Here is a 16,685-nt window from a genome sequence, read left to right as displayed (position 1 = left end):
CAGATCACAGAGACGGCGCGTGTCGCCCTGACAAGGCAGGAGAGGAAACGTGAAAATACTTGGTTATCTGCAAAAGATAGGGCGCGCGCTGATGGTCCCCGTGGCCACGTTGCCCGCCGCCGCGATTCTGATGGGCGTCGGTTACTGGATCGATCCGACCGGATGGGGCAGTCAGAATGCGCTGGCCGCGCTATTCATCAAATCCGGCGCGGCCATCATCGAGAATATGGGCGTGCTGTTTGCCATCGGCGTGGCGTACGGCATGTCGAAAGATAAAGACGGGGCGGCGGCGCTGACCGGTTTTGTCGGTTTCCTGGTTCTGACCACGCTCTGCTCGCCGGCGGCGGTCGCTATGATTCAACAGATCCCGCTTGAGCAGGTTCCTGCGGCGTTCGGACAGATTAAGACGCAGTTTGTCGGTATTCTGGTCGGTATTATTGCGGCCGAACTGTATAACCGCTTCAGCCAGGTTGAACTGCCGAAGGCGCTGTCGTTCTTTAGCGGCCGCCGTCTGGTGCCGATCCTGACCTCATTTCTGATGATTTTCGTCGCTTTTGTGATGATGTTTATCTGGCCGCCGGTATACAACGGGCTGGTGGCGTTCGGCGAAATGATTCAGCATATGGAGTCGGCGGGCGCCGGCGTATACGCTTTCTTTAATCGTATGCTGATCCCGGTCGGGCTGCATCACGCGCTGAATTCGGTATTCTGGTTTGACGTGGCCGGCATCAACGATATTCCGGCGTTTCTCGGCGGGCAGCAGTCGATTGAGAGCGGCAAGGCGGTTGTTGGCGTCACCGGGCGTTACCAGGCCGGCTTTTTCCCGATCATGATGTTCGGCTTACCGGGCGCCGCGCTGGCGATTTACCACTGCGCGCGGCCGGAAAATAAAAGCAAGGTCGCGGGTATCATGCTGGCGGCGGGCTTCGCGTCGTTTTTTACCGGTATCACGGAGCCGCTGGAGTTTTCTTTTATGTTTGTGGCGCCGGTGCTGTATGTTTTGCACGCCATTCTGACCGGAATCTCGGTGTTCATCGCCGCCAGCATGCATTGGATCGCCGGTTTCGGCTTTAGCGCCGGTCTGGTGGATCTGGTCCTGTCGTCGCGCAACCCGCTGGCGACGCGGTGGTACATGCTGATCCCGCAAGGGCTGGTATTCTTTGTGCTGTATTATATTGTGTTTCGTTTCGCCATTATGCGTTTCAATTTGCTTACGCCGGGACGCGAAGCGGCGAGCGACAATAGCGCGGGCAAGCCGGTCGGACCGTCCGCGGCCGGCGATACCGCCACGCTGGCGCGCCAGTATTTGCAGGCGTTGGGCGGAGCGGATAACTTGAGCGGCATCGATGCCTGCATCACCCGCCTGCGCTTAACCGTAAAAGACAGCGCGCGGGTTGACGATGCGGAAGCCAGGCGGCTCGGCGCGGCCGGCGTTATTCGCCTGAGTCAGCAGAGCGTGCAGATTGTGGTCGGCACCCAGGCGGAAGCGATCGCCGGCGCCATGCGCAACGCGCTGCAGCAGACGCCTTCAGACCTGTAATACGTTCAGGCACAAAAATGCGCGACCCTCGGGGGGGCGGACGCTGTCGTCCGCCCCCCCGTTTTTTACGGTCGGGACAGCGCGAATGACATTTAGATGTAACTAACGGTTGTTTCCCGGCGTGGCTTGTTGGATCATTGACTGCTATGTGTCGTTTTCGCATTGAGGAATTGAGCAATGAGTGAGGCTGAAGCCCGCCCAACCAACTTTATCCGCCAGATTATTGATGAAGATCTGGCCTCCGGTAAGCATGACCATATTCAGACGCGTTTTCCGCCTGAGCCGAATGGTTATTTGCATATCGGGCACGCTAAATCGATCTGCCTGAATTTTGGCGTGGCGCAGGATTACCACGGTAAGTGTAACTTACGTTTCGATGACACGAACCCGGTAAAAGAAGATATCGAATACGTTGAGTCGATCAAACATGACGTGCAGTGGCTGGGGTTCTCATGGAGCGATGAGGTTCGATATTCTTCCGACTATTTCGACCAACTGCATCAGTATGCCGTTGAGTTGATCAGCAAAGGTCTGGCCTATGTCGATGAACTGACGCCGGAGCAGATCCGCGAATACCGCGGCACCCTGACTTCGCCCGGTAAGAACAGTCCGTATCGCGATCGCAGCGAGCAGGAAAACCTGGCGCTGTTTGAAAAGATGCGCAACGGCGGCTTTGCCGAAGGCACCGCCTGCCTGCGCGCTAAAATCGATATGGCCTCGCCGTTTATTGTGATGCGCGATCCGGTGCTGTACCGCATCAAGTTCGCCGAACATCATCAAACCGGCAACAAGTGGTGCATCTACCCGATGTATGACTTTACCCACTGCATTTCCGATGCGCTGGAAGGGGTCACCCACTCGCTGTGTACGCTGGAGTTCCAGGATAACCGCCGCCTGTATGACTGGGTGCTGGATAATATCTCGGTGCCTTGCCATCCGCGTCAGTATGAGTTTTCCCGTCTGAATCTGGAATACGCCATCATGTCTAAGCGAAAGCTGAACCTGCTGGTGACCGAGAAGATTGTGGAAGGCTGGGACGATCCGCGTATGCCGACGATTTCTGGCCTGCGTCGCCGCGGCTACAGCGCTGCGTCTATTCGCGAATTTTGCCAGCGCATCGGCGTGACGAAGCAGGACAATAATGTCGAGATGGCGGCGCTGGAAGCCTGTATTCGCGAAGATCTGAACGAGAACGCGCCGCGCGCCATGGCGGTGCTGGATCCGGTCAAAGTGATTATTGAGAATCTGCCGGAAGGCCACGAAGAGTGGGTGACGATGCCCAACCATCCGAACCGGCCGGAAATGGGCGGCCGCAAGGTCGGTTTCAGCCGCGAGATCTATATCGATCGGGCCGATTTCCGCGAGGAAGCCAATAAACAGTACAAGCGGCTGGTCACCGGCAAGGAAGTGCGTCTGCGCAATGCCTATGTGATTCGCGCCGAGCGGGTCGAAAAAGATGAACAGGGCGTCATCACCGCCATTTATTGCAGCTACGATCCGCAGACATTGAGTAAAGATCCGGCGGACGGGCGCAAGGTCAAAGGGGTGATTCACTGGGTATCGGTCGCACATGCGCTGCCGGCTGAGTTCCGTCTCTACGATCGGCTGTTCAGCGTGGCCAATCCGGGCGCGGCCGAGGATTTCCTTTCCACGATTAATCCGCAGTCGCTGGTCACCGCGCAGGGTTTTGTCGAGGCCAGTCTGGCGGGCGCTCAGGCGGAGCAACCCTGGCAGTTCGAGCGCGAAGGCTACTTCTGCGCCGACCGGGTTTATTCCAGCGCCGACCGCCTGGTGTTTAACCGCACCGTGGGTCTGCGCGATACCTGGGTCGGGTAAATGCGCGCGGCGCACCGTCCGCCCGTGTTTTGCGGCGGCCGATGCGCCTGCGTCCACGCAATTGTGAACAGGCATAAAAAAAAACCGCCAGCGGCGGTTTTTTTACGTCAGTTATCAGTTACTTGTTATAGTGATCGTTATGCAGAGACTCATCTTCGCGGCAGTCACCGGCACTGCAATGACCGTATAGATATAGGCTGTGGTTGGTCAGCTTGATTCCGTGCCTTTCAGCGATTTCACGCTGACGCGCTTCAATATATTCGTCACGAAACTCAATAACCTTACCGCAGTCGAGGCAGATAAGGTGGTCGTGGTGATATTGCTGAGTCAGTTCGAAAACGGATTTACCGCCCTCAAAGTTATGACGGGTAACGATCCCCGCATCATCAAACTGGTTCAGTACGCGGTATACTGTAGCCAGACCGATCTCCTCACCCATATCGATCAGTCTTTTATATAAGTCTTCCGCACTGACGTGATGGCTCTCTGGCTCCTGCAACACTTCAAGGATTTTCAGCCTTGGCAGCGTGACTTTAAGGCCGGCCTTCTTTAATGCGGTATTATTGTCAGTCATGCGGATTTAGTCCTGTTGCTTAACTCATCAATGGAGGCTATGTAGCCTATGACATCGGTCGGCTCAAAAAAGATGGTAGCGTCTCAATTATAGAACCCCTCATGCAAAATGAAAACAGTGGGGGGTGTTAACAATAACATTTCCGCACGTTTATCAGGTATACAATGCAATATTTTGATGCGTATGAGAAACCGATGGGAGTATTGTACAGTTTTGGGGATAAAAGTTAAAAACTTGTATCGATTATTTTGAGCGGTTTCTTCTATCAATCGCTCACTCCAGCCCGACGGAACTTGCCGCCAGGCCGAAAGGAACGAGTAATCAACCCTCAACCAACCAGCGAACTCAGATGCAGTTCGTCGCTGATTTGTTTCACCCAGTTGGTCACGCGTTCGGCGGTCAGCTCAGGCTGACGGTCTTCATCAATGGCTAAACCCACAAAGTGGTTATCGTCGACCAGGCCTTTCGACGCCTCGAAATAGTAGCCTTCTGTCGACCAGTGGCCCACGATGGTGGCGCCACGCGGTTCAATAATGTCACGAATAGTGCCCATCGCATCACAGAAGTACTCGGCGTAGTCTTCCTGATCGCCGCAGCCAAACAGAGCGACCAGCTTGCCGGTAAAATCGATTTCCTCCAGGGAAGGGAAGAAATCGTCCCAGTCGCACTGGGCCTCACCATAATACCAGGTCGGAATGCCCAGCAGCAGGATATCAAATTGTTCCAGATCTTCTTTACTGCTTTTGGCAATATCATGCACTTCAGCAACATTATCACCCAGTTGCTTTTGGATCATTTTGGCAATGTTTTCGGTATTGCCCGTGTCGCTGCCAAAGAAAATGCCTATAAGCGCCATGGATAAAATAACCTCTTGATTCTTAATGGTATGGTGCAGTTCGTCACCCACTGATCGGATCATAATAGCAGACCCGACGGGTGGGAGAAACTCGTATCTTAGCCGACGGCTAAAGGGGAATGGAAATCTTTATGGTTACGCTGACGACCTCCCGCATTATAGACTGCGGCCGATGTATTTTCCTTTCTTATTATGAATCAGAGAGTTATTTGTCGATAACCGAATGTTTTCAAGCGTATAACAACTCATCCACATAAATGCGATCCAGGTCGCTAAATATTGTTGTAAAACGGCCGATTAACTGCGTGACACAAGTGAGCGGAAAGCGCCCGTCGGGCGGTGGTTCGCCGCCGCGAATTTTGCGGCGCTTTAGCGGATCGTTTTGTTCTTTCTGCAGCGATAAATACTGGCGTCATGGAGCTTAACTATGCAATTTTTAAGGAATATCACTATTCGGGCAGCCATGCTATGGGTGCTCGGCGCTTTTTGTGTACTGTGGGTCGGCGTATCGGTTTATACGCTGTTTTCATTTAAAGAGGTGACCAGCACCTCGGTGACCAGCACGCTGCTGGTGCGGAATATGGATCTGGTCAACAAAGGCAACGATCAATATTTCCGCATGGTGACTCGCCTCGATCGCTCGGTCGACTATCGCCAGAACGGCGATATCGCCTCGGCGGATAACCAGCAACAGTCTTCGCTCAATGCGCTGAATACGCTGAAATCGGATCTGGACGCGTTTCGCCGCACCAGTCATGCCGGGCTGTCGCCGGCGCTGGTGGAGGCCGTGATCCGCGACTGGGACAACCTGATTAGCCAGGGCGTGGAGCCGCTGTATCAGCAGGCGGCGAGCGGCAATTTCGCGGCCTATGAGAGTCTGGCGAAAAATACGGTGCCTGCCTTCAGCCGCCAGTTCGGCGCATCGATCAGCGCCTTTAGCGCCGCCAGCTCGGAGCGATTTACCGCCGCCGGCGATCGCTTCCAGCAGATCACCGCGCTCGGGCAAATTATTCTGCTGGTATCGCTGGCGATCGGCGTGATCATTTTGTTCCTGACCGATCGCTACCTGCTGGTTTATCTGGTGCGTCCGCTCGATCGTCTGTGCGACCATTTTCGTGAGATTGCCGCCGGTCAGTTGGGGCAGCCGATCGTCGATTTCGGCCGCAATAGCGTTGGGCGTTTATTCCCGCTGCTGCGCGATATGCAGGGCAGCCTCGCCTCGACGGTCAGCACTATCAGAAGCAGCACCGAGTCGATATATCAGGGCGCGTCGGAAATTTCGGCCGGGAATAACGATCTTTCGTCGCGCACCGAACAGCAGTCCTCGGCGCTCGAACAGACGGCGGCCAGTATGGAACAGTTGACCGCCACGGTAAAACAGAATGCGGAAAACGCCAATCACGCCAGTAAGCTGGCTCTGCAGGCTTCGGTAACGGCGAAAAAAGGCGGCGAGATCGTGGATAACGTGATTTCCACCATGTCCGAAATCGCCGGCAGCTCAAAGAAAATCGCCGAGATCACCACGGTGATCAACGGGATCGCCTTTCAGACCAATATTCTGGCGCTGAATGCGGCGGTGGAAGCGGCGCGCGCCGGCGAACAGGGGCGCGGTTTCGCCGTGGTGGCGGGCGAGGTGCGCAATCTGGCGCAGCGCAGCGCCCAGGCCGCCAAAGAGATCGAGGGGCTTATTGCGGAGTCGGTCGGCTGCGTGGATAGCGGCGCAAAGCTGGTGGAAGACGCCGGTTCGACCATGAGCGATATCGTGCGGGCGGTCGCCAACGTGACGGATATCATGGGCGAAATCGCTTCCGCTTCGGACGAGCAAAGCAAGGGGATAACCCAGGTCAGCCAGGCGGTATCGGAAATGGACAGCGTGACGCAGCAGAATGCGGCGCTGGTGGAGCAGGCTTCCGCGGCGGCGCTGTCGCTGGAGGAACAGGCGGAGATTCTGAACCGGGCCGTTTCGGTGTTCCGGCTGGCGGAAGATCAGCGCCGGGCGGCGGCGGCGCCGAAAACGCCGGGCATAAAAGCGGTGGCGCCGCCGGCGGCGGCCGGTAAGGCGCTGCCGGCCAATAATGATCACTGGGAGACGTTTTAAACCGAAGGACGAGCGCCGGCATCTGCCGGCCGCTTAATCGCGGTGCCCGGCCAGTTGTTCCAGCAGGATTTGCTCAATCAGTTCGCTGCGGCTGATATTACGCTGTTCCGCCAGCTGGTTGAGTATCTCCACGGCTTCACTGTTGATTTTCAGTTCCACCCGGCGTAACCCCCGTACCTTATCGCGTCGCAGTTGATTACGCTTATTAATCCTGAGTTGTTCATCACGGGAAAGCGGATTGGTTTTGGGGCGACCAGGGCGACGCTCTTCCGCGAACAGATCCAGCGTGGTGCGATCCGTTTGTTCTTTTGCCATAGATACGATACTGCAAGGAATTAGCATCAGGCGCGCACACGCTTTTTGGCGTATCACGTTCTGACGAGGTGGTTAACGATGTCTGTGGCTAATCAGCCGTCCTTCTTGCGAAGGGCGCATCATACCCCAGCCGATAAGGCGGCGACAACGGTAAACTGCGACGGATTCGCGCGGAAGCGGCGCGAATCCGTCTGATGGTTAAAGGTTATCCAGAAAACGGCGGATCGCGCGCAGCACCGCGGCCGGTTTTTCCGCGTGCACCCAGTGGCCGCTGCCGGCGATAACGTACGCGCGCGCCTGCGGGAACTGGCGCAGCAGGTCAGGGCGGTAGCGGTCGTCCAGATAGGGAGAGTTCGCGCCGCGGATAAACAGAATCGGATGCGGCCAGGCCGGAACATCCTGCCAGCCGACAATGTTTTCATACTGATCCCATAAAACCGGCACGTTGAAGCGCCACTCGCCCTGATGGAACGACTTCAGCAGAAACTGAATCACGCCTTCTTCCTTTATCTCTGCGCGCATCAGGCGGGCGGCGTCGGCCCGCTGAGTGACCCCGGCCGCGCTGACCGCGCGCAGGGCGGCAAAGATACTGTCATGGCGGCGCAGCTGGTAGTCGACCGGCGCAATGTCTATCGCCACCAGTTTATCGAGCCGGGTCGGGATAAGGGCGCTGAGCGCCATGGCGACTTTGCCGCCCATCGAATGGCCGATGACGACGGCGCGCTCAATGTTCAGATCGTCCAGCAGGCTGAGCACGTCCTGCGCCATCGCCGGGTAGTTCATTTGCGCGTCGCGCGGCGACAGGCCGTGATTGCGCAGATCGATCTGCAGGGTAGCGTGCTGGCTCTGCAGGTCGCGCGCCAGTACGCCGAGATTGTCCAGATTGCCGAACAGGCCGTGGATCAACACGATGGGCGGTTTACCCTGCGGCTGCGCCGCGTTTTGCCAGCGATAATTCAATTTCATGGTGCGGTTCATTCAGTGAAACGGACGGATAGAGTATCATGACTTTACGCTATTCCGCCGCGTCAGCCAAAGCGCCCTGACCGAGCGGTTGGGGGTAAATATCAGGTAAGTCTGACTTTTTAGCTTATCAGTGCATGGATGCTGTTGGATGGTGAGCGATACCTTGTATAATCCCTGATGAGTAATTTAAGTAAAACAGTACTGGATAAAGATGAAAACTATTGAGGTCGACGAAGAGCTTTATCGTTATATCGCCAGCCACACGCAACATATTGGTGAGAGCGCATCGGATATTTTACGGCGGATGCTGAAGTTCACCGCCGGCCAGGCGGAGAAAGCGCCGGTCGCGCAGAACGGCGATGCACCGCTCCCCGCGCGGCCGCGCGATCGGGTGCGGGTGGTGCGCGAGCTGTTGTTATCTGATGAGTATGCGGAACAGAATAAAGCCATTAACCGTTTTATGCTGGTACTGTCTACACTGTATACCCTGTCGCCCGCTGAATTCGCGGGGGCGACGGATTCGTTGCACGGTCGGACCCGGGTGTATTTCGCCGGCGACCAGCAAACCCTGCTTCAGCATGGCACGCACACCAAACCCAAACACATTCAGGGTACGCCATACTGGGTCATTACCAATACCAATACCGGTCGTAAACGCAGCATGGTGGAGCATATCATGCTGGCTATGCAGTTCCCCCCGGAGCTGACAGATAAAGTTTGCGGAACTATCTAAACGGCTATACAGCGCCTGGGAGAAATGCCGATGGCTAATCACCCCCGTGCCGGACAACCTGCCCGGCAGAGCGATTTAATCAATGTCGCTCAGTTAGCGTCACAGTATTATGTTTTGCGCCCGGAAATGGGCAATGAGGCTCATGCGGTAAAATTTGGCACTTCCGGTCATCGCGGCAGCGCGGCGCGGCACAGTTTTAACGAAGCCCACATTCTTGCCATCGCGCAGGCGATTGCCGAAGAGCGCAAAAAACAGGGAATTAGCGGGCCCTGCTACGTGGGGAAAGACACCCATGCGCTGTCGGAGCCGGCATTTATTTCCGTGCTGGAAGTGTTGACCGCCAACGGCGTGGATGTGGTGGTTCAGCAGGATAACGGTTTTACGCCGACGCCGGCCATTTCTCACGCGATCCTGGAACATAACCGCCAGGGCGGCGCGTTAGCCGACGGTATTGTGATTACGCCTTCACACAATCCGCCGGAAGACGGCGGCATTAAATATAATCCGCCCAACGGCGGGCCGGCCGACACCGGCGTGACCAGCGTGATAGAAAAACGCGCCAATGCGTTGCTGGCGGCGGAATTACGCGAGGTGAAACGCCAGTCGCTGGACAGCGCCTGGCGCGGCGGGCATCTGCACGAACAGGACCTGGTGCAGCCGTACGTGGAAGGACTGACCCGCATCGTCGATATGGCCGCCATTCAGCGCGCCGGTCTGAAGCTGGGCGTCGATCCGCTGGGCGGTTCCGGCATCAGCTACTGGCAGCGCATCGGCGAGCACTATGGACTCGATCTTACCCTGGTGAATGATGCGGTCGATCAGACGTTCCGCTTCATGCATCTGGATCATGACGGCGTGATCCGCATGGACTGTTCGTCCGAATCCGCCATGGCGGGTCTGCTGGCGCTGCGCGATCGTTTCGATCTGGCCTTCGCCAATGACCCGGATTACGACCGACACGGCATTGTAACGCCGGTGGGGCTGATGAATCCGAACCACTATTTGGCCGCGGCGATTCAGTACCTGTTTCAGCATCGCCCGCAGTGGGGTCAGGATGTGGCGGTGGGCAAAACCCTGGTGTCCAGCGCGATGATCGATCGGGTGGTGGCTGAACTCGGGCGCAAACTGGTTGAAGTTCCGGTCGGCTTTAAATGGTTCGTCGACGGGCTGTTCGACGGCACGCTGGGCTTTGGCGGCGAGGAAAGCGCCGGGGCGTCGTTCCTGCAGTTTGACGGCTCTCCGTGGTCGACGGATAAAGACGGCATCATCATGTGTCTGCTGGCGGCGGAAATCACCGCGGTCACCGGTAAGAATCCGCAGCAGCACTATGATGATTTGGCGCAGCGCTTCGGCGCGCCGAGCTACAACCGCATACAGGCGCCGGCCAGCCAGGCGCAGAAGGCCGCATTGTCTAAGCTGTCGCCGGAGAAGGTGGCGGCCAGTACGCTGGCCGGCGATCCTATCACCGCGCGTCTGACGGCGGCGCCGGGCAACGGAGCGTCAATCGGCGGGCTGAAAGTGATGACGGAAAACGGCTGGTTTGCCGCGCGTCCTTCCGGCACCGAAGATGCCTACAAGATCTACTGCGAAAGTTTCCTCGGCGCGCAACATCGCGAACGGATTGAAAAAGAAGCGGTGGAAATTGTCGGCGAAGTGCTGTCCGGCGTGAAATAGCGGGTTCGGTCAGGCGTGCGTTGAGCGCGCCTGATTCCGCAGATGGCGCGGCCTGCGGTCTTTGCCGCGCGCTAGCCCAGCGCGACCATCAGCGCGCCGGCAGAAATCAGCGCCACGCCAATCCCCGCCACCAGCGAGATCTTCTCGCCCAGCAGCAAAACGGCCAGCACGACGGCGAAGACCACGCTCAATTTATCGATCGGCGCGACCTGCGCGACGTTGCCGCTTTTCAGCGCCATAAAATAAAACAGCCAGGATAATGCGCCGGCAACCCCGCTGAATACAATAAACAGCAACGCCTTCTTACTGCTCAGCACATCGCCGACCAGCGCGAGCTTACCCTGCGCCACCACCACGCCGACCAGAAACAGCGCCATAATCACCGCCCGCACCGCCGTGGCGGTATTGGCATCCAGCTGTTGCAGACCGACTTTACCAAATAACGCCACCAGCGCCGCGCACAGCGCGGACAGCAGCGCATAGATTAACCAGCTACTCATAGTGATGGTATCCCTTGAGAAAAAATTTAATTTACGCCGCTTTAGGGACGTTGACCAGATTCAGAGGATGAGGCGGCAGCCGGAGGAGCCTTCGGCCGACGGCGTGTTTACGCGCAGCCGACCGCGGTTTTATCCGCGCGTCTGGAGCAGGCTGTCACTCTCTCCGCCTGGCGACGCTTCTCAGCCTGCGCGCGCGATTGCATTCCGCAACCCGGCGACTGGTTTAAATTAACATTCTGATAACCATCCGGCCGGAAACCGTAATCTGACAATCTTTTCTTTTTTTCTGGTCCGATGAGTAGTCAAGGCGCGGTAAAAGCGGTAAAGTTTTAATCGATATTCATTGGTTCGGGCGAACGGCCGACGGCGATGTAAATCGTGCGCTGGCCGCCGCTATTATCATCGGCGCCCGTCTTTGTTCTTAGGTCTTGTCTCCGCTCCGCAAGGTTGCCCTGCCGGGCAAGCGTTTAGCGGGATTCAGGGAGGTCGCTATGCCAGTCTATACGCGTTACCCTTTGCACCGTATTTTGCTGCGCCGCAGCGCCGTGTTGCTGCTGGGGTTGCTGGCTCTGCCGGTGATGCTGTTTCGCCGCGATCGGGCTCGTTTTTACAGTTATTTGCACCGCATGTGGCTGAAGACCAGCGATAAGCCGGTCTGGCTGGATCAGATGGAAGCCTGCGCGGGCTATTTTTACTGATGGCGCGCGGCGCGTTGCCTGAGGCGTCAGCCTCAGGGCTGTCGCTCTGACGGCGAATCCTTCTCTTTTTCTGTTTTTGTTCCGGCTGCGTTTTGTCGCGCCGCGTTTCAATTGCTCGTACCTCCCCCGGCATACAGCCCGTCGTGACCGCTCGTCTCAGCGGCTGCGCCATTCGCCGCGCTTTTTCTTCGCGCAAGATTGCATGGTGCGCCGTTAAATCCGCTATGCTATTGAAACGACAGAGGAGAACAGAACCGATGACCCAATATTCTATTCCTCTGGGGATAGTGAACTCAGAGACTATGCCCGCCCTGGCCGCCGACGGCGCGCTCTGGCCGGGTTGTTTCGTCGGCCGTCCGATAACCCGCGATGGGGCGGATGACGCCGCGCTGCGCGATTTATGCGGCCTGCTGGTGGCGGACGGCGCGGAAGAGACGGCGGCGCTGTGCGAGCTGCGTTGCCCGTGGCTGCCGCGTCTCGACGCCGCGGAATGGGGCGACGAAGCGGCTTGCCGCCATTTTATCGCCCGGGTGTGCGCGCTGTATGAATTCAATCTGCTGTGCCGGCAGACGCTGTCGCGCGGCGCGCTGATGGCGTTTCACAGCCGCTACAAGCTGGTGTTGCTGGCGCACTCGCAGCCGGAGTACCGTACGCTGGGGCCTTTTGTCGGCGCAATGGCGCAGCGGCCGTCGCTCGACGATTATGCGCAAGAGTATCGCCTGCGGCTGATGTCGCTGATGGCGCACCGTACTACCCGGCGCAACCACACTAATGTGCTGATGCATGTGCAGGGCTATTTCCGCCCGCAGCTCAGCAGCGAGCAGCGGCAGGAACTGACGCGCACCATTGATGACTACCGCCGGGGATTGCAGCCGAGGGCCGCGCCGATGGCGCTGCTGCGTGGTTACATGGCGCTATATCCCGACCCCTGGCTGGCGCAACAGCGCTACTTCCATCCTTTTCTGGAGCAATCGGCGTGATATTTTTATTCAATAAGGTGGCGCAATGACAACCCATCTGGTCTGGTTCCGCAACGATCTGCGCATAACGGATAACGCCGCGCTGGACGCGGCCTGTCAGGATCCGCAGGCGAGAACGATCGCCGTCTATCTGGCCACGCCTCAGCAATGGCAGGAGCACGATATGGCGCCGCGTCAGGCGGCGTTGATCCACGCCAGCCTGACGCAGCTTCAGCAGGCGCTGGCCGGGAAGGGGATCGCGTTGCATTATCATCAATGCGCCGATTTCAACGCCTCGGTTGACTGGCTGGTCGATTTTTGCCGTCGGCAGCAGGTAACGCGCTTATTTTATAACCGTCAGTATGAGCTGAACGAACGCCGGCGCGATCGGCGGCTGGTCGAACGGCTGGCGTCCGCTGTGGACTGTCAGGGATTTGACGACGGCGTACTGCTGGCGCCCGGCAGCGTGGTGACCGGGAAGGGCGAGATGTACAAGGTGTTCACGCCGTTTCGCCAGGCCTGTCTGCGACATCTGCAGCAACTGGATATTCGCTGCCGTCCGGCCCCGGCCGCGCGCGGGAGCGCGCCGCTGACCGATCTGCCGGCGCTGACGCCGTTCAGCTATCCGCAACTGCCGCCCGGCGCCGATTTTCCACCCGGCGAGCAGGAGGCTCTGCAACGGCTGCGGCGCTTTTGCCGTGAACAGGTGATGCGTTATCATCAGGATCGGGATCTGCCGGCGTTGTCCGCCACCAGTCAGCTGTCGCCCTATCTGGCGATCGGCGCGATTTCGGTGCGCCAGTGCTTTTGCCGTTTGCTGGCCGAATGCCCCGACGTGCTCGAACGACGCGAGGGCGGGGCCTTTACCTGGCTGAACGAGTTGCTGTGGCGCGAGTTTTATCGCCACCTGCTGGTTGCCTGGCCGGCGCTGTGCCGGCACCGGCCGTTTATCGGCTGGACGGATCGGGTGCGCTGGAGCGGGAGCCAGCAGGATTTATTGGCCTGGCAGCGCGGCGAAACCGGCTATCCGATCGTCGACGCGGGGATGCGCCAGATGAATCAGACCGGCTGGATGCATAATCGCCTGCGGATGATCTGCGCCAGCTTTCTGGTGAAAGACTTATTGATCGACTGGCGCGCGGGGGAACGTTATTTTATGTCACAGTTGCTGGATGGCGATCTGGCCGCCAATAACGGCGGTTGGCAGTGGTCGGCCTCAACCGGAACGGATGCGGCGCCCTGGTTTCGTATTTTTAATCCGCAGACTCAGGGCGAACGGTTCGATCCGCAGGGCGAGTTTATTCGCCGCTGGTTGCCGGAGCTGGCCGCAATCCCCGGCGCGGAGATCCATCAGCCTCAGCGCTGGGCGGAGCGCCGGCAGCAGCGTCTGGATTACCCTGTGCCCATTGTCGATCACCGGCTGGCGCGGCAAAACACGCTGGCGGCGTTTGAAGCGGCGAAAGGCGCCCCCGCCGGCGATAATGAATAACAGAGAGCGAAGATAATAATGCGTAACAGCGAACTGGAACAGCTGATTAATCATCTGCTTAATGTATCCGCTTTTCAGGACTATGCGCCGAACGGACTACAGGTGGAAGGTCGGGAGCAGGTGCGGCGGATTGTCACCGGCGTAACGGCCTCGCAGGCGCTGCTGGATGCGGCGGTGGCCCGACAGGCCGATGCGGTGCTGGTTCACCATGGCTATTTCTGGAAGAACGAGTCGCCGCTGGTACGCGGTATGAAACGTAACCGGTTAAAAACGCTGCTGCTGCACGACATTAATTTATATGGTTACCATCTGCCGCTGGACGCGCATCCGCAGCTCGGCAACAATGCCTGCCTGGCGGCGCTGCTGGGCGTCGAGGTACAGGGCGAGGTCGAGCCATTGGTGCCCTGGGGCACGTTGCCCGAGGCATTAAGCGACGTCGCGCTACGCGAGCGGCTGGAACAACGGCTGGCGCGCCAGGTGCTGCACTGCGGCGACGCGGGTCCGCGGCAGATTAAGCGCCTGGCCTGGTGCACCGGCGGCGGTCAGGGATTTATTGAACAGGCGGCCCGCTTCGGCGTGGATGCGTTCATTACCGGCGAAGTATCTGAGCAGACGATCCATATCGCCCGCGAAATGGGCCTGCATTTTTACGCCGCCGGCCACCATGCCACCGAGCGCGGCGGCATTCGGGCGCTCGGTGAATGGCTGGCGCAGCAGCATGGTTTTGACGTGACCTTTATTGATATTCCCAACCCGGCCTGATGGCCGGAGGGACGCGGCGGCGGCCTGCCGTCGATTCCGCCGGAGTATTGCAACGTGGTGCAGGAGGATATCTATTGCAACGTGCAAGGTGTTATCTGTTAGGTGAACGCGCGGTGGTGCTGGAACTGGCGCCGCCGATGTCGCTGATCAGTCAGCGGCGCATCTGGGGGCTGGCCGAACGGCTGACTCATCATCAGGATGTGCTGGAGACCATTCCCGGCATGAATAACCTGACGGTGCTGCTGGCGCACCCGCGCGCGATGGCGTCCGGCGCCGCTGAGTGGCTGCAAAGCTGGTGGGAGGCGAGCGAGTCGATCGAGCCGGAGGCCAGAGACATCGATATTCCGGTGGTGTATGGCGGCGATCAGGGGCCCGATCTGGCCTGGGTGGCGCAGCACCATGACATGAGCGAGCATCAACTGGTGGAGTGTCACTCCGCCGCGCAGTATGTGGTCTACTTTCTCGGTTTCCAGCCGGGGTTCGCCTATCTGGGCGGGCTGCCGGAAAATTTGCACACGCCGCGCCGCGCCGAACCGCGCATTCAGGTTCCGGCCGGCTCGGTTGGCATCGGCGGAGGGGTGACCGGCATCTACCCGCTGGCGACGCCCGGCGGCTGGCAGTTAATCGGCCGTACTTCGCTGGCGTTATTTACGCCGGACACCATGCCGCCTACGTTGCTGCGTCCCGGCGATAACATTCGCTTTGTGCCTCAGCGGGAGGGCATATGCTGAAGATTTTACGTGCCGGTATCTATACCTCGGTGCAGGACGGCGGCCGGACCGGCTTTCGTCGTCTGGGGATCAGCCAGTCCGGCGCGCTTGATTTGCCCGCGCTGAAAATGGCGAATCTGCTGGTGGGCAACGACGCCGGGGCGGCGGCGCTGGAGATTACCCTCGGGCAATTTATCGCGCGGATCAACGCGCCGGGTTGGGTGGCGTTAACCGGCGCGGACTGCGATGCCATGCTGGACGACAAACCGCTGTGGACCGGCTGGCGCTTCGCCGTCCGGCCGGGGCAGACGATCACGCTCAGGACGCCGCGACACGGTATGCGCAGCTATCTGGCGATATCGGGCGGCGTCGCGGTGCCGGAAGCGCTGGGGTCGCGCAGCACCGATCTGAAGGCGGGCTTCGGCGGACTTAAGGGGCGACTGCTGGCGGACGGCGATCCGTTGAAGGCCGGCAAGCCGCAGCGTATGCCGCGTATGCAGTGCGGCGTGAAGCAATTGCTGTTCGGCAACCGCATTCGGGCGCTGGAGGGGCCGGAGTATTCGGAGTTCACGCGCGAGTCGCAGGACGCGTTCTGGCGCACACCGTGGCAGCTTAATCCGCAGAGCAACCGTATGGGCTACCGGCTGCAGGGCGGTGAGCTGACGCGGACGACGCGGCGCGAAATGTATTCGCACGGTCTGCTGCCGGGGGTGGTGCAGGTGCCGCACAATGGTCAGCCGATTGTGCTGATGTCGGACGCGCAGACCACCGGCGGCTATCCGCGCATCGCCTGCGTGATTGAGGCCGATCTTTACCACCTGGCGCAGATCCGGCTGGGCGAACCGCTCCATTTTGTGCGCTGTTCGCTGGAGGAGGCTCATCAGGCGGCGCGCGAGCAGGAAAATTATCTTGAACAGCTGGCGTGGCGGCTGCGTGATTATTGATGTTCCCGGGCCGGCGTTTGGCGGACCCGAT

At 58.8% G+C, this 16,685-nt stretch carries 14 protein-coding genes and 2 pseudogenes; 11 read left to right on the top strand and 5 right to left on the bottom strand.

Translation table 11 applies throughout. The features are described 5' to 3' along the window. Positions 1–49: 49 nt before the first annotated feature. Both nagE and glnS read left to right on the top strand, forming a co-directional pair. Positions 50–1,528: pseudogene (nagE, locus tag FJU30_RS11580) on the top strand (N-acetylglucosamine-specific PTS transporter subunit IIBC); the annotation flags it as partial. Between the two features lie 189 nt (positions 1,529–1,717). Continuing rightward, positions 1,718–3,376: a glutamine--tRNA ligase gene (gene glnS / locus FJU30_RS11575; RefSeq protein ID WP_150435127.1), complete on the top strand. Its 1,659-nt coding sequence runs from the start codon at positions 1,718–1,720 to the stop codon at positions 3,374–3,376. Positions 3,377–3,494: 118 nt separating this feature from the next. Here glnS and fur read toward each other — a convergent pair whose 3' ends face one another. Together fur and fldA are read right to left on the bottom strand one after the other, a co-directional pair. After that, on the bottom strand, positions 3,495–3,950 hold the full coding sequence (gene fur / locus FJU30_RS11570) for a ferric iron uptake transcriptional regulator (protein WP_150435126.1): 456 nt from the start codon (positions 3,948–3,950) through the stop codon (positions 3,495–3,497). A gap of 328 nt (positions 3,951–4,278) precedes the next feature. Then, positions 4,279–4,806: a flavodoxin FldA gene (gene fldA / locus FJU30_RS11565; protein ID WP_150435336.1), complete on the bottom strand. Its 528-nt coding sequence runs from the start codon at positions 4,804–4,806 to the stop codon at positions 4,279–4,281. A 427-nt stretch (positions 4,807–5,233) separates the two neighbouring features. On the opposite strand from fldA, the gene FJU30_RS11560 reads away from it, so the two are divergent. After that, positions 5,234–6,904 carry a methyl-accepting chemotaxis protein gene (locus tag FJU30_RS11560; protein WP_150435125.1) on the top strand — a complete coding sequence of 557 codons (1,671 nt, stop codon included), beginning with the start codon at positions 5,234–5,236 and terminating at the stop codon, positions 6,902–6,904. 33 nt (positions 6,905–6,937) lie between these two features. On the opposite strand, the gene ybfE is transcribed toward FJU30_RS11560, so the two are convergent. After that, entirely contained in the window at positions 6,938–7,219 is a 282-nt protein-coding gene (gene ybfE, locus FJU30_RS11555; protein WP_150435124.1) for a LexA regulated protein, read from the bottom strand. Positions 7,220–7,417: 198 nt separating this feature from the next. Next, a complete protein-coding gene (gene ybfF, locus FJU30_RS11550) occupies positions 7,418–8,185 on the bottom strand; it encodes an esterase (RefSeq protein ID WP_150435123.1) in 768 nt (255 codons plus the stop codon). Positions 8,186–8,396: 211 nt separating this feature from the next. On the opposite strand from ybfF, the gene seqA reads away from it, so the two are divergent. Both seqA and pgm read left to right on the top strand, forming a co-directional pair. Continuing rightward, positions 8,397–8,918, top strand: coding sequence for a replication initiation negative regulator SeqA (gene seqA / locus FJU30_RS11545; protein WP_150435122.1), 522 nt, complete (start codon positions 8,397–8,399; stop codon positions 8,916–8,918). Between the two features lie 30 nt (positions 8,919–8,948). Beyond that, positions 8,949–10,592, top strand: coding sequence for a phosphoglucomutase (alpha-D-glucose-1,6-bisphosphate-dependent) (gene pgm, locus FJU30_RS11540; protein WP_150435121.1), 1,644 nt, complete (start codon positions 8,949–8,951; stop codon positions 10,590–10,592). A 71-nt stretch (positions 10,593–10,663) separates the two neighbouring features. On the opposite strand, the gene FJU30_RS11535 is transcribed toward pgm, so the two are convergent. Beyond that, the gene (locus tag FJU30_RS11535) at positions 10,664–11,092 is read right to left on the bottom strand and encodes an EamA family transporter (RefSeq protein ID WP_150435120.1); all 429 of its coding nucleotides are present in this window, start codon (positions 11,090–11,092) and stop codon (positions 10,664–10,666) included. A 491-nt stretch (positions 11,093–11,583) separates the two neighbouring features. On the opposite strand from FJU30_RS11535, the gene FJU30_RS11530 reads away from it, so the two are divergent. The 6 genes and pseudogenes from FJU30_RS11530 (at position 11,584) to pxpC (ending at position 16,654) form a co-directional block, all read left to right on the top strand. Continuing rightward, positions 11,584–11,790: a DUF2517 family protein gene (locus FJU30_RS11530; protein ID WP_150435119.1), complete on the top strand. Its 207-nt coding sequence runs from the start codon at positions 11,584–11,586 to the stop codon at positions 11,788–11,790. A gap of 461 nt (positions 11,791–12,251) precedes the next feature. Then, positions 12,252–12,770 (top strand): annotated as a pseudogene (locus FJU30_RS27180) (YbgA family protein); the annotation flags it as partial. 25 nt (positions 12,771–12,795) lie between these two features. After that, positions 12,796–14,238 (top strand): deoxyribodipyrimidine photo-lyase, encoded by a 1,443-nt coding sequence (phrB, locus tag FJU30_RS11520; RefSeq protein ID WP_150435118.1) that lies wholly within the window; start codon positions 12,796–12,798, stop codon positions 14,236–14,238. An 18-nt stretch (positions 14,239–14,256) separates the two neighbouring features. Then, complete coding sequence (locus FJU30_RS11515) at positions 14,257–15,000, top strand: type 2 GTP cyclohydrolase I (protein ID WP_150435117.1); 744 nt, start codon at positions 14,257–14,259, stop codon at positions 14,998–15,000. Positions 15,001–15,074: 74 nt separating this feature from the next. Then, positions 15,075–15,731: a 5-oxoprolinase subunit PxpB gene (gene pxpB / locus FJU30_RS11510; RefSeq protein ID WP_150435116.1), complete on the top strand. Its 657-nt coding sequence runs from the start codon at positions 15,075–15,077 to the stop codon at positions 15,729–15,731. Further along, positions 15,725–16,654, top strand: a complete 930-nt coding sequence (gene pxpC / locus FJU30_RS11505) for a 5-oxoprolinase subunit PxpC (RefSeq protein WP_150435115.1) — start codon at positions 15,725–15,727, stop codon at positions 16,652–16,654. Before pxpB ends, pxpC begins: the two co-directional genes overlap by 7 nt. Positions 16,655–16,685 lie beyond the last annotated feature (31 nt).

The organism is Affinibrenneria salicis (assembly GCF_008710095.1).
This window is presented reverse-complemented; position numbering and strand designations above follow the sequence as displayed.

Excerpts from the sequence above, each read along its gene's own strand:
- glnS (WP_150435127.1), top strand. The coding sequence starts at position 1,718 with ATGAGTGAGGCTGAAGCCCGCCCAACCAACTTTATCCGCCAGATTATT.
- fur (WP_150435126.1), bottom strand. The coding sequence starts at position 3,950 with ATGACTGACAATAATACCGCATTAAAGAAGGCCGGCCTTAAAGTCACG.
- fldA (WP_150435336.1), bottom strand. The coding sequence starts at position 4,806 with ATGGCGCTTATAGGCATTTTCTTTGGCAGCGACACGGGCAATACCGAA.
- FJU30_RS11560 (WP_150435125.1), top strand. The coding sequence starts at position 5,234 with ATGCAATTTTTAAGGAATATCACTATTCGGGCAGCCATGCTATGGGTG.
- ybfE (WP_150435124.1), bottom strand. The coding sequence starts at position 7,219 with ATGGCAAAAGAACAAACGGATCGCACCACGCTGGATCTGTTCGCGGAA.
- ybfF (WP_150435123.1), bottom strand. The coding sequence starts at position 8,185 with ATGAAATTGAATTATCGCTGGCAAAACGCGGCGCAGCCGCAGGGTAAA.
- seqA (WP_150435122.1), top strand. The coding sequence starts at position 8,397 with ATGAAAACTATTGAGGTCGACGAAGAGCTTTATCGTTATATCGCCAGC.
- pgm (WP_150435121.1), top strand. The coding sequence starts at position 8,949 with ATGGCTAATCACCCCCGTGCCGGACAACCTGCCCGGCAGAGCGATTTA.
- FJU30_RS11535 (WP_150435120.1), bottom strand. The coding sequence starts at position 11,092 with ATGAGTAGCTGGTTAATCTATGCGCTGCTGTCCGCGCTGTGCGCGGCG.
- FJU30_RS11530 (WP_150435119.1), top strand. The coding sequence starts at position 11,584 with ATGCCAGTCTATACGCGTTACCCTTTGCACCGTATTTTGCTGCGCCGC.
- phrB (WP_150435118.1), top strand. The coding sequence starts at position 12,796 with ATGACAACCCATCTGGTCTGGTTCCGCAACGATCTGCGCATAACGGAT.
- FJU30_RS11515 (WP_150435117.1), top strand. The coding sequence starts at position 14,257 with ATGCGTAACAGCGAACTGGAACAGCTGATTAATCATCTGCTTAATGTA.
- pxpC (WP_150435115.1), top strand. The coding sequence starts at position 15,725 with ATGCTGAAGATTTTACGTGCCGGTATCTATACCTCGGTGCAGGACGGC.